7 protein-coding genes and 2 pseudogenes are annotated in these 12726 nt (G+C 49.6%); 5 read left to right on the top strand and 4 right to left on the bottom strand.

Annotated features, from left to right (window positions below):
* The first annotated feature begins 484 nt into the window (after positions 1–484).
* Together C163_RS01320 and C163_RS01315 are read left to right on the top strand one after the other, a co-directional pair.
* A complete protein-coding gene (locus C163_RS01320; RefSeq protein ID WP_025337358.1) occupies positions 485–1465 on the top strand; it encodes an integrase domain-containing protein in 981 nt (326 codons plus the stop codon).
* The gene (locus tag C163_RS01315; protein WP_025337357.1) at positions 1462–1737 is read left to right on the top strand and encodes a hypothetical protein; all 276 of its coding nucleotides are present in this window, start codon (positions 1462–1464) and stop codon (positions 1735–1737) included. Before C163_RS01320 ends, C163_RS01315 begins: the two co-directional genes overlap by 4 nt.
* Before the next feature lie 144 nt (positions 1738–1881).
* On the opposite strand, the gene C163_RS01310 is transcribed toward C163_RS01315, so the two are convergent.
* From C163_RS01310 to C163_RS01295, 3 genes are all read right to left on the bottom strand, one after another.
* Positions 1882–3876, bottom strand: a complete 1995-nt coding sequence (locus tag C163_RS01310) for a UvrD-helicase domain-containing protein (protein WP_025337356.1) — start codon at positions 3874–3876, stop codon at positions 1882–1884.
* Entirely contained in the window at positions 3861–5813 is a 1953-nt protein-coding gene (locus tag C163_RS01305; RefSeq protein ID WP_025337355.1) for an ATP-dependent endonuclease, read from the bottom strand. Before C163_RS01305 ends, C163_RS01310 begins: the two co-directional genes overlap by 16 nt.
* 704 nt (positions 5814–6517) lie before the next feature.
* Positions 6518–10519 carry a hypothetical protein gene (locus C163_RS01295; RefSeq protein ID WP_025337353.1) on the bottom strand — a complete coding sequence of 1334 codons (4002 nt, stop codon included), beginning with the start codon at positions 10517–10519 and terminating at the stop codon, positions 6518–6520.
* A gap of 514 nt (positions 10520–11033) precedes the next feature.
* Between C163_RS01295 and C163_RS01290 the strand changes: the two are divergent.
* The 3 genes and pseudogenes from C163_RS01290 to C163_RS27430 form a co-directional block, all read left to right on the top strand.
* Positions 11034–11219 (top strand): annotated as a pseudogene (locus C163_RS01290) (XRE family transcriptional regulator); the annotation flags it as partial.
* 284 nt (positions 11220–11503) lie between these two features.
* A complete protein-coding gene (locus tag C163_RS26070) occupies positions 11504–11863 on the top strand; it encodes a hypothetical protein (protein WP_256220385.1) in 360 nt (119 codons plus the stop codon).
* Positions 11864–12129: pseudogene (locus C163_RS27430) on the top strand (integrase); the annotation flags it as partial. It lies immediately after the preceding gene.
* Between the two features lie 118 nt (positions 12130–12247).
* On the opposite strand, the gene C163_RS01280 reads toward C163_RS27430, so the two are convergent.
* Positions 12248–12721 carry a type II toxin-antitoxin system HigA family antitoxin gene (locus tag C163_RS01280; RefSeq protein WP_025337351.1) on the bottom strand — a complete coding sequence of 158 codons (474 nt, stop codon included), beginning with the start codon at positions 12719–12721 and terminating at the stop codon, positions 12248–12250.
* Positions 12722–12726: the final 5 nt, after the last annotated feature.

Raw genomic sequence — 12726 nt, 5'->3', positions numbered from 1 at the left:
TCCGCTTGGCCGAATACTGCGCCAACCTGTGCCCGTCTCTTTTCCTGAAAAGAGACGGGCACTTCTACCACTGCTGCAGCCCTGATCGCACATGGCTTTGCGGCAATCCCCCTCGTGACAATCGGCGTGACAAACGCCGATGTCACCAGCAACAGCGCTGTAGATGATGGTGCCGCAGACCAAGGAATGGACTGCACCTGACTGACAGTCAGGTATGCCCCAGTCATCGCATTGCTGCTTGCACATGGCTCAGGATCTTCAGGCGCTGGTCTCGTCAGCCAGTGCTGCCTCCACCCGCCCACCGGTAACGGTGTTCAGGAGGCCAGATCATGAGATGCCCTTGCTCTTGGTCGTAAAGAGCCGCCAGTCCCGCGTTAGAGGACATCCCCACAGGTCGCAGGGGCCTTGATCCCTGATAACACTCAACATTCTTGGCGGGATGACGTGGGGCGAGGATCGGAGAACAGGTAATGAGGTGATCGACATGGCATTGGTAGGTAGGCGGGATGGCCGCAATTTCGGCTACGGCAGGCAGTTGAGCTACGCAGGACCTCAGGCGCTGAAGGACATGTTCGGAGGCGGTCACTACGGCACGGTCAAGGCGCACTGTGATCGGTGGCTGGCATTCGTGAATTGGTGCCGATCTGAACAGGGGCCTGGTATCAATGATGCGCGGCAAATTGATCGGAAGGTATTGGCGGACTATGCAGCATATCTGCGCGAAGTGGTTAGGCGCGGCGACCTCGCCGTCAGCACCGCACAAAACCGCCTATCCAGCGTTAACAGGACCATGGCGGCGCTTCGCGGTGATCAGTGCGTGAAATTGCCAAGCCCGAGCAAGGCACTGGGCATGCAGCGCAGCGGGGTTCGCCAGTCGATCCCACAAGGCCAAGACCGCGAACAGGTTAAACAGATCGTCGATGCGCTTTGCCTCAATCATCAGCAACGGGCCGCCGCGACTGTTCTTTTAGCGCGAGCCACCGGCATGCGCTTGCGTGAGGCCATCTTGGCGGATCTCCCACGACTCAGGCGTGAGGCTAATGAGCTAGGCAGGATTAACATTCAGGAAGGCACCAAAGGCGGCCGCGCCGGGGCCTCGGCGCCCCGTTGGATTGCGGTGAACGACCATGTTCGCGAGGCGCTTGGGTTTGCACAGCAGGTTTCGCCTGCGGGTAGCCGCAACATGATTGCGCCACACGAAAGCTACCTGAATCTTCTGCAAGAAATCATTCGACCTGCGCGGGCCATCCTGCATGCACACAACCTCAGAGGCTTCCATGAGCTCCGTGCGGCGTATGCATGTGAGCGCTATGAGCAAATCACTCAACACCGCGCGCCTATCAACGGAGGCCAATGCTGCCAGGTTGACAGAGACCTTGATTGTGAGGCTCGGAGGCAAATCTGCTACGAGCTGGGGCACGGTCGGATCGACGTGGTCGCCGCGTACATTGGAGGGCGTATATGAAGAAGCAATTCGACATGGAGCTATTCTTGGCTGCGGTGCTGACAGGGTCGTACGCAACGCGAAAGCGTCATTTGCGGCAGGCGAAAATTATTCAGGCAGCTATCGCAGATCGCTGGAAGCAGGAAACACCTTGGTGTTGGCGAAGGAAGCATTTGGATTGGTTCATTCAGTACCATTTGGCAGAGCATAGTAGTGCGACGAAGTATTACTATTCACTGACGTTGAATCTACTCATCCGGCGACTAGACAAAAAGTGGGTGCTTGGCAGCTAAGCTAGCAATCACCCACACAAATCTAAAAGCCATATATGCACAACACTATCAATACAGAGCAAGGCTTGGCTGCCTTCGCAACGAAATCCAAACATCCAGCAAATCCGATATACTTAAGCGGGAAGCTAAATATCCCCGTGAAAATCAATCCAAATGCACATATTCTATCTCATTGAAATAATCTTTAATACTTGAGGATTCTTCAGTGCTCATTATCCGCACACACGTCAAATTCTTGATAGCTCTAGAGCACGCAACATACATAATCTTTCTATTCTCGGAAGTTACATTCCCCTGCGAAAAAACATTACCAAACTTATAATCCCTCCAAAAAAACTCATCTGCTACCACCAAAACGTTTTCGATCCCCGAACCTTTCGTTTTGTGCATAGTTATGAAATTAGTTTTCTCCGACAAATAATCATAGTACTTAAACACTTCGCCCAGGGTTATTTTCCCTCCAAAATATTCATTATAAAACAGCTCTCGCCTTACATCACGCTCTAAATCTCCAAACTCATACTCATCAATATCAAATCCAGTTTTACTTAACTTGCTAAGGCTATCAAACCCGGATACATATTGATCTTTGAAAGCGGCGTATCTTGGATTCCCCTTAATACCTTCGAAAAATTCTTCTCTTCTTCTCATGAACCGTTCATATGAATCCGACTGCTTCAGCAGCTTCAATTTAAACGCTTCATGTATTGCAAGATGCGCTGGAGAGTTCAATTCAAAAACACCTTTGAACGCGGCCAACAATTCATCTTTGTGAAAAACCGAATCCAACACGAAGCCAGATTTTTTTACGAAACGGATGACCTTTGCATATCTTTTATTTTCATAATCTTCGTACAGCTCATATAACTCAGCAAAATGGCATATTGCCAACAATTTTTCTAAATTCTCATTTGTTGCCTGTCCAAACCTGGAGTTAAATATCTCATACAATTGACTGAACCCCGCCTCAGAAGCAACAGCCTTATTTGTCAGCATCAACATTTTATAGCTATCGATACCACGCGCCACTTCAATCAATTTATTAAGCTTTTTAAGGTATAACTCCTTGTCTTCGCGTGGACTGTGCTGGGTAGGCTTATCGTCGCAAACTGAATAAACGAGCTTGACCCTACCCTGGCGGTCCGCCAGTGTTTCTAAATCTCCATTCTCCCGAGTTTTGAATGCAACATTTTGTTCCAGTTCATCGTCCCTGAGGTTGTTAATGATCTTGACTACCTGCTCCGAGCATCTGTAATTATCCTCTTTGTTTATTTTTTTTATCGCTTTTGCTTGTACATAACAATCTAAGTCTCCGACACCATCCTCATATATACCCTGCATCGAGTCACCAAAGAACCCAAATACTATATCTTGATCTTTTACCACAAAATCAAGAAACGCCTTGACTATATCAGGAGAAGTATCTTGATACTCATCGACGAATATATAATCATACTTATCGGCCAATATTTTTCTTAATTTTTTTCTTTCACACATCAACGAGACAGATAACTTAACAAGCCCGTCATGACCAAAGCTTAGATCGCGAAAGCTATCGAATGCAGTTTCGTTATAACGAACCTTTTGAGGTGAGGTTTTCTTAATGTGTTCAAGCACACTTATGTTAAGCTGCTTTATTTTCTCATTTAATACAGCATTTGCCGCTTGCGGATCTTTGTCATACATTGGCTTCCCCAAGACCTTGTCCTCTTTAATCTTGAGGATGTGGTATGCCTTATCTGCATATTTTCCGTAGGCCTTTTTATAACGTTCATGCTCGCGTTTCTTATACTCCTTTTCGTCTTCCATGGCTTGCCCTACTCTAAATTCTGTCAATAGGAAAAGCTCATGTATTACTTTATGCAAATCTATGCGAAAGGAGTTGATAATCCCGTTGAGAAACGAATGAATCGTGCTAATAGCGTGCAACTCTCCTGCGCGAGCCTTAATTTCATCTGCAGCCAAATTTGTGTGAGTTATACATGCCACTCTTTTTTCCGGCATATGTTTAGATATATGATCCAACAAAGTTTTCAGGGTTTCAGTTTTCCCACTTCCAGCGCCTCCTTGCAGGACAAAGCTTTCACCTCTTTCCAAGCAAGATACGATACTCTCAAGGGGAGTCATTCCGATATCCATTCTAATGCCTCCACGATATAAGCAGGTATACGCCAAGTGACTTCATCATCTGTCAGTGCTAGGTACAATAGAGAAGAAGCGAACGCTGACTTCTTATCTAAAACTTTTTCAATCAGATCATACGCATCAAGCGCGCCATCAAATTCGTGTGTATTTTTTAGCCCATTTATTTTATCGATTTTCTTTTTTATTACGTCCCTATTTAGGTGCACAAAGGCATCCTCAAAACTCCTAGCGTGGTACCCTTCTTCTTGTTTCTGATAAGCAATATGGATTTTCGGGTACGAATGCTTAAGTTTGTGTTCGACTAACTTTTCAAACCAGCTTGAAAACTTAGCCTCTTCAGAGAAGTCGGGCGCTTCATAATAGTGTTTCAGCGTAGCGTTACTGGTATGATCCGCACCTAAAACTTTAAATGATGGATAGATAGTTTTTGGTTTTACCTTGGAAGTATCAACAGTCTTTTTCGTTGTATCGATATCAGTTATGACCAGAGTCTTAATTTCTAAAAAATCAAGGAAATGCTTGAATGCCTTAGCATTAGCACCGACTTCCAGAATTGTGACATTCTGGGAGAACAACGAAATATGATCCTTACTTTGATTTTTCGATTTATCAAACAACTCCACGAAGTACGGCCACAACATTCGCTCCGTAACCCCCTCAATAAATATAACCTTGCTTGCAAAGAAAAGCTCACAAGAGTTCAGGGTCAGATACTGCTCTAGAAACTTAAATGAATCTTCGTCTTTACCATATTTGGCTTTCAATTCCGAATAGAAATTCTTCACCTTTGTACAGCCATCTAAGTTCTGCAAATATCTAATGTCTTTGAAATCGCATTGAGATACAATGTGAGACGAATGAGTAGTGATTACCGCCTGAATATTCTCAATCTCGTTCAATATGCTTTTTATTTGATTAGCAAAAACATATTGCATCTGAGGGTGCGTATGCGCCTCAGGCTCCTCTATGAACAAAAGATTTATATTTTTACCTGTCTTGGCAAATGACTCCTTCTTAATCTCTACGCTTAACAAGAGATAAAGAATATTCATATGCCCTAGGCCGTTGAATGTTTCCGGAAGATACTCAGAGCGATCCCCGTAAACTACTTGAGAACTATTCTCCAGCACTTCATTGGACTCGAGATTAGATACGACCTTAATATCTTCAATCCCCAGGAATGCCTTTGAGGTTTTCAGGAAAGGCTCGAAGAAATCCTTATAGCTACTTTCAAGGCTCTCATCGATTTTAAGAAGCAAGTTATTGATCGGATCGAAATCTGTTACATTCTTGTTTGCTTTATTGAAATATTGCGTAGTCAACTTAGAGAGCATTTTCTTTCCGCCCTCGCTACTAGCAACATCTCGTCTAGCATGAATTATCTGAAAGTTTATCAGATCTCTAACCGTGGCTATTTCTTTTTTTACTAACCTACTTCGGTTTTCAAGTAAAAGATCTTCTTCATCGGCATATGCGTATACGTTGACCTGCAAATACTTATCCAGGTTTTTTCTCAAAAACCTTTCTCGCTCCCCATCGAACTGCTCAATATCCCTCAGCAACAAGTCCTTATTTACAACACACTCAAACAAAATTTTTACATTGTTATTGCTACTATCAAGATCCAACATAAACTCTGACAGATGCCTTAAACTATCTGTTTCAATATATTCAATCTCGACCTTCATGCTTATCGATAACGGCAATACATCAGTTTTGTGGTCAATTGCCGCTAAATCTTTACGCACCGCTAACGGAAAATCATGATAATTGAACGACATCCCAGGCTCATAAAACTTCTCAAACAATACAAGCAATGAAGTTTTGCCGCTATTATTCCTACCAATAAGCAGCGATAGACTATCCCGCAGATCGAGTGTCACATTCTGGAGTGCCCGGAAATTAACAGCAGAAATTTTAGTTATTTTCATACTTTATCTCATACATCCATTTCGAGAAAAACTTAGAACCTAATTTTCCAATTTATCAATGTCGGGAGCCCCGCGTGCAGGCTTGACTCACGTACTTACTAGAATAGATGCGACCTTCATGAACAGCCCATTTTGGCGGAACAAATGACCTAATATAGCTCATGGATGGCATTTTGCCACAAGTAAAGAGGACACCAAACCTCCACACTATCTCGGAGAATAATCGGCACCACTCTGCTTTTGGAGTTCTTGTTCCGGTGGTAGCTGACCCGTTGCCCCGGACCTGCTTCGCTGTCAACCCTTCAGCCTCAGACCAACGGGCGCCGGTTGCCAGGCACGCCCTCGCCCCCCTGCCTTGCCCGAGATCCCGTCCAAAGCACTGAGCAGAGACGGTATCTCGCCTTTCTTCGTGTACGCCATTTCCGTCTCGTAGAACTTGAGTCGGCGCACCTTCTCCAGGGGATTCCCCCCGACCATTCTTAAGCGCTGGTAGTTACTTTTTAAGGTAGAGACTGGCTCCAGCTTAAAAATCGATTCTTCATCAGTGAGAGTTGTCAGGACTTTGGATCCGGCGCAGACGGTGAAGCAAACTCAACTGCGTTTTTATTGAAGCCGCCTACGGGCGGCTTTGCTCTATGCAAGGATCAAGAATTGCCTCTGCACCATCATCCGGCTATAGCTAAAAATAAACCAGAACAAATCAATCAGTTCCCTTTCAACTCCATGTATCTTAGAACTTCAGCGCAGGTTGCCGGATCTCCAAGATCAGCAATTGTCGCGTCGTCAATTTTTGTGGCCATGGTCCCCAATGCCCAAGCTACGGCCTTGTGAGCTGCTGGTAGCAGCTGCGCTATCTCCTGGGCTACTAGTTGACTACGGTCATTGAGAGACCAAGCCACGAGTAGCAAAAGGACTCGACGCATGGAGTCGGTTGCGATTTCTTCCGCCACCGCTTTTACAGTGGGAATAGCTCCACGCGCGCCCAGAAGCACGGAGAGAACACCTGACACCGGCTCATAGCAAGTGGTGATGTGTCGTGCCGATATTTCGTCGACTAACTGCTGATCAAGCTGCTCTCCAGTAAGAAGAAGCGCATAAGCAGCAGATGACCGTATCCGTGGCCGTATCCGGCGCCGTTGTACCGCAAGGTCAAAAAGCTTTTTTTGCATCGTCACGCCGGATTTCGCTAGCAACAGGAAGATGTCATCTCGTACTTCTGGATCCGAAGTGTCGATCGCAATGGCAAATAGGTCTTCTTGGTCTTGGTCGTCAAGGAGGCTAAAATCCAGGAGCGAGGCGATTGCTGCCTGCGCGATCGGATAATCGTCAGTATCGTTACCGTGGTGCATCGTTTGTTTAGACCATTGGTCGCCTGCAAGGCAGATCAATGCCGTCTGGTGTGCGGGATCCGGCTTAGTTCTGAGAGCATCTACAAGCGCCTTTCGGACAGGGCTTGCGCGGTGAGTGGCAAAGGCCAGCAAACGCTCAGGCAACGGCGTGGCGACTGAGGCAGCGCGCGCCGTAATTGCGCGAGCGACAGCATGGGCGAAACGGTGATCAAGCGCCGCTTCCACCTCTTCGGTCAACCCATGACGGATCGCGGCCTCCACTGCTAAAACGACGGTATGGGAGTCATCGCTAAATTCAAGCGCCCAGCGAATGTCGTCCTCAACCGGAAGCGTTATGCTCGCGTCAAGCTCAAGCCGGAGCGCGCGCACCTGATCACCCGCATTGAGAATCGCTGCGAGAGCTTGCTGCGCGACATCAGATAGTAGAGGGAGTTCTTTGTCGACCAAAGCGATCTCAGCGCTGCAAATCTCACCGAAAGGCTGAGGTAACCGCGCAGCGGCGACTTCAGCAACATTCGTATACTTCTCACCGTCGAGTACGCGACCGCGACTGAGATAAGCGATTCCGCGACTGATCTCGACCAAGCGTCCTTCCATCCCTTGCTCGACAAGGTCAACCACAATCGAGGAAAAAGCATCGAGATCATACTTAATCAAGCAAGCAAGCGCTGCACGCTCGATGCTAACGTCTGATGCCCCTTGACGCACTCGAGTCTCGAGCGCCCCACCATATTTAGGTTCCCACCCTTTTAGGAGTGCTAGCCAAAGATCCTCCTCATCCTTAGTACCATAACCTGACTGAAACGCACCCGCGAACTCGACAGCATCAACCCGACCTTCGCGTGCCTCTTCAGCAAGAGCACGGAGCCAATAGCATCGCAGCTGATTGTTGTGCGGGTGTTGGACAATATGTTGCCAGCCTTTTTCCTTGCGCACGCGCTCAATATAGACCTTTAAGAACTCGCTGGCGGTGTAACCGTGGTCATCTTCCATGAGATGCTGTGCATAGTCATCGCTGTAAACATCGTTGATAATGTCGAGGCGCGTTTCGGCCCTTTCCTGTAAATCCTTTTCCCTCGGAGTTAGCACGTCGACAGCCATATCTATAACCGCTTCGAAGCGACATATATCATTTAGCGCCCCGTGCGCGATGACATTGTCGGTGGCAATGCAACCATGGTGGACAACCACGCATGCCGCATCGAAAAATGCTTCCTCCAACCCAGAAGAAAGTCGACCAAGGTCATCCACAAACGACGTAGGGTAATAAGCACGATCTTTCGGCAAAATCATCCGAATGAAAGACTCAATGAGCGGTTTAGTCGAAGGAGCGCTCGCACGCATATGATACCACTCAGAGCTCCGCTCTGGATCTCCCCAAGTATCCAGGCCCGGAAAGGTTTTATCGGGACGATGCAGTAAAAAACGAGCCATTTCGGCACCGTTGCTTGCTACAGAACCAGAGCGAGCAGCAAGTTCAAGATGAGCATTGAACTCCTTTCCGCCTTTGGCAAGCTTCGCTTCCAGCCAGGCATCAATCTTGGCAACGACATCATTACTTGGCTTAACCCCGAACTGCTCGCGCGTGCGTGCAAGCATGCGCGCGGCAGCGCCCGCGCCCCACTCAGCGCCTGGTCCCAACTCTGAAACAAGAAGCTCGATCAGTCGGCGCAGTGTTTTGCGGACGACTTGCCGATGTTTCTTGAGCGTTCGCGTAATACCCGCTTCGACGCGCGGATGGTAATAGGTAATGATTCCTCCGCCATTCTGGCGCAGATTGCGTGCGGCGACGAAGAAATCAACAAGAGGGGACACATCGTCCTCCATCGCCGTATCCATGTCGGCTAGGCCATCCTCGATCTCGCGAAGTAGCGTGCGTGTAACCTTATCGTTCGCGGCGAGAAGTGCCCAGATAATAGCCGCAGCGCAAACGTCATCCCTCTTCTCAATCTGTTCAATGACAGTCTGCTCGATCGAATTCTGGTGCGCATGATCGATGGCTGCAGTCACAAAACCAGGTGGATTTTTGAGGCCATCGCGATCCTGCGTACGCATCGCATCGAAGAATTTCTGGATCTCAAGCGGTGTCGCCAGCCTTTCGAGCACTAAGTTCTCGGACGTACGAGCAAGAGTCTGCATATCGCGCGGCAAGCTGTCGATCCGACTGCTGTAGAGGCGATGTCGCTCCGCTTTACCATAATTCTCGGCTTCCAGCCCAACGACCCAAGGTTTAATCGTTCCGAAAGCACCTGAAGCATATGCCACGTCCAGTCTCGAAGTAGCGATGATCATTCGGTCGGGTCTAGCGGCAGCGAGGAAATCCCCCAACTGATCATTCCATGGACGGCTGTCCGGGTCGAAATCGAATCGTCCCCATGGATCCTCAATGTCATAGAGGACGGGCGGGGGGGTCGTATCGTCGCGTAGTTGGGAGGGTCCGAGCCTGATTAATACACGCGTCAAACCAGGGTTTTCCTTGCGTAACTCATCGTAAAGCATCTGGGTCGCGAGCGTTTTCCCCGTGCCGGACTGGCCGATGATGATCGCAGCAGATCCCTTTTTCATTGCGGCTTGCAGATCGCCCCAGTTGTTAGGATGGACGTAATGTTCGAGCTCGGGTGAGCTGGCTAGATAACCTTCGTGTATACGGATAACCGCTTCGAGTTCCGCACGACTCCAGCGACCTCCACCCGCCCGAGCGATACGTGCACGCGCGTCCTCGCGTAGCCTGGTGCGGCACGCACCCAGCTGAGAATTGGGTACACGGCAGCCCTCGGTGAGCAGGCGATCAATATCCCCGCGCAGGCGCTCGTCGTCCTGATTCGCGATGACTGACAGGCGACCAGAGATGTCATGACCGATACCATCGGCGATGACTCGCGGCAGCGCGCTGGGCTTGGGCCACGTTCCTGCTCGCCGCCGTTTGAGTTTTTGCGCATCGCCATTGACACCGGCACTGGTGACTAGAAGATACCGGGAGTTGGCGTCCTTGAGCCGATCTGCAGCCGATATCCGTTGGTCACTACCGTGTTCGAGCAGGGTCTTGAGCGTTGTAGGAGTCCAGGCATCCCCCCCGCGACGCTTCGCTTGAACGATAAGCGTATAACCCGTCATTGGCACACGACTAACGAGCCGCCCAGGCTCTGGATCAGTAAGCGTGGCCTCCAAATCTTCCTGGCTTGCAGGCTCCAGAACGAGGTCTTCAGCCTGCCGCGAGATCAGAATCAAGTCGAGCGCTAGCCATACCGAAACGTCAATCTGATACTCGTAACCGGCGAGTGAGGCGGCACCTCCTCCACTCTCATCTGCCACAGCGTCGTCAACTCCGGTATCGCCATGGTTTCTTTGCGGTGCCATAGAAGAGCGTCCGTGTCATTTGATAGTAATGAAAATAATCCCAATCAGTAGGACTTGGGAACAGTGCCGAAGGGGAAGCTTATGTCATTAGCGTCCGCTGTAGACGACCTCCTCTGCCCACCTTTTAGATTTTTTAAACTGGTCTAATGCTCATGAGAGGGTAATCTTAGGGATAGAAGAGTTTCACATATTTTAAAAAATCATAAAAAACAATATCTTATGATGTAATTCGACTCCTGGTGCCGCACCATACGCAGTATCAAAAAAGGCTCACCGAAAGGTGGGCCTTTTTTGTTTTCAGGGTCGCCCAACCACATCAGCCTCGGCCTTGAGGTCGATGCGCTCGGTGTAGGAGCTGGCTTGCCTGCGATGGGCTGCGCAGCGGCCCCCAGCGATTCCAAAGAAGAGCGCAGCCAGAGACCAGACACGTCTTCCAACATAAACGCTTTGACTCGCCCACCTGGCCCCGCCACGCTTTATCGTAAATTTTAGATATTCCCGCTGAGGCAAGCCGATGGCGCTTCAATTCCACGAAAGCCCTTTCCACGCCACCCACGATGCAGACACAGCCAGCAAAATGGCCTTGAAAATGGACCTGTCCATTTTCATCACGGACTGCATCAAGAAAATGGGCCTCAAGCAGCATGATGCTGCGGTCAGGCTGAACGTAACCCAATCCCGAAAATCCGAGCTTGCAAATGATTGATTCTCGATGAAGCGCGAGAGTGGGGCCAGTGATACCAGTGAGGCGATGACTGTGCCCTCGAATACGGCGCATGGGGCCCATTGCGACACCTCCCCGCTCGATTACTCGCTAGAAAAACTCTGGGCGCTTGTGTCCTCTGACATGCCCCCCCCTCTGATCAACATGCCCGTCAGGCACTTGAGCACCTGGTCGTTCAAGCTACAAAAACCTCGCTGGACAAGCTCGACAAGGCCGTTGCCGAGACTTTCGCTCTCCTCTTCTGGTATAGAAACGAGGATATGCGCGAAGCACTGGAAAATCGCTTGAGCATGCCAAGGCTCGCCCCCGTAAGGAAGCGGCGCCTGATGTATCTGGTTGACCGGCTTCGCCGTTTTCCATGCATGAAGCCGGAACAAGCCGAGCAAATGAAGAAGCTGGTCACCCGCTGGAAGGACCTGGCTCAAGATCTGAATGGCAAACAGGTAGAAAAGGCGCAAGCGGTAAACCGTTACGACAAGGTTGCTGCTACCTGGGGCGTGGCTGAGCCCGTATCCAGCCTGATGAGCCTGGTACTAGACCTGCAAACCCGGCACTTCGTAGATGCCCATCATCTGCCGAACGGCTATTCCCAGTTGGCAACGCGTCCCCCTCACCACTGATCTATCCAACACGGTACGAAAGGTGGCCGCTCCGGCACCTCGGCGCCACGTTGGATTTCGGTTGATGACTACGTACTTGATGCGCTTGCATTGGCGGATCAGGTGTCGCCTCTGGGTAGCCGCAACTTGATTGCGCCAAATGAAAGCTACTTGAACGTTTTGCAGGAAGTCTCCGCCCGGCGCGGGACATCCTTCATACACAGAATCTTAAAGGCCTCCACGAGTCACGAGCAGCGTTCGCATGTGAAAGATATGAACGGATCACGCTTATAAATCATGTAGTCATGAATATTTTTGACTCCTGGCGCCGTATCAAAAAAAGCTCACCGAAAGGTGAGCCTTTTTTGCCTTCTGTGCCCAGCGATCCCAGCGCCCCTACCAATTTCAAACCACCCCATGCATGAAAAACTCAACCGGTACGCTGAAAAACTCAGCAAAGCCCTTTATCTGGGCAACCGTCATCTTCCGCTTGTTGTTCAAAATCTCTGAAACCGCGCTCTGAGTTGCTATCGAGGCAAGGTCCTTCTGCTTCACGCCCCTGTCCGACAGCAGGAAGGCCAACGCTTCGGCCTGGCTCGCAAACGGCACGAGTACCGACTCACTCTCATACTCGTAGACACGATCCGCCACCATCTCCGCAAAGCGCGCTGCTGCGTGACTTTCGCTGTCGGCATGCGAGTAGAGCTCATCGATCAATGCCATCCGCGCCTGGAGCTCTGCATCGTCCTTGATAGGGTCATGGCAGGCAGCAAGAAGCTGGGCCATGGTTGCCATCTGGGCGTTCAGGCCATCCAGCATGGGTGAGATATTAGCGATGAAGGCATCTAGTCCATTGGCTTCGATTTTATCCCGCTTCATGGTTG

It is taken from the genome of Pseudomonas sp. FGI182 (genome assembly GCF_000511325.1).
GTDB lineage: Bacteria > Pseudomonadota > Gammaproteobacteria > Pseudomonadales > Pseudomonadaceae > Aquipseudomonas > Aquipseudomonas putida_Z.
This window is presented reverse-complemented; position numbering and strand designations above follow the sequence as displayed.

What these genes read in the sequence shown, in the direction of transcription:
- C163_RS01305 (WP_025337355.1), bottom strand. Translation starts at nt 5,813, where the DNA reads ATGAAAATAACTAAAATTTCTGCTGTTAATTTCCGGGCACTCCAGAAT.
- C163_RS26070 (WP_256220385.1), top strand. Translation starts at nt 11,504, where the DNA reads ATGCGCGAAGCACTGGAAAATCGCTTGAGCATGCCAAGGCTCGCCCCC.
- C163_RS01280 (WP_025337351.1), bottom strand. Translation starts at nt 12,721, where the DNA reads ATGAAGCGGGATAAAATCGAAGCCAATGGACTAGATGCCTTCATCGCT.
- C163_RS01320 (WP_025337358.1), top strand. Translation starts at nt 485, where the DNA reads ATGGCATTGGTAGGTAGGCGGGATGGCCGCAATTTCGGCTACGGCAGG.
- C163_RS01315 (WP_025337357.1), top strand. Translation starts at nt 1,462, where the DNA reads ATGAAGAAGCAATTCGACATGGAGCTATTCTTGGCTGCGGTGCTGACA.
- C163_RS01295 (WP_025337353.1), bottom strand. Translation starts at nt 10,519, where the DNA reads ATGGCACCGCAAAGAAACCATGGCGATACCGGAGTTGACGACGCTGTG.
- C163_RS01310 (WP_025337356.1), bottom strand. Translation starts at nt 3,876, where the DNA reads ATGGATATCGGAATGACTCCCCTTGAGAGTATCGTATCTTGCTTGGAA.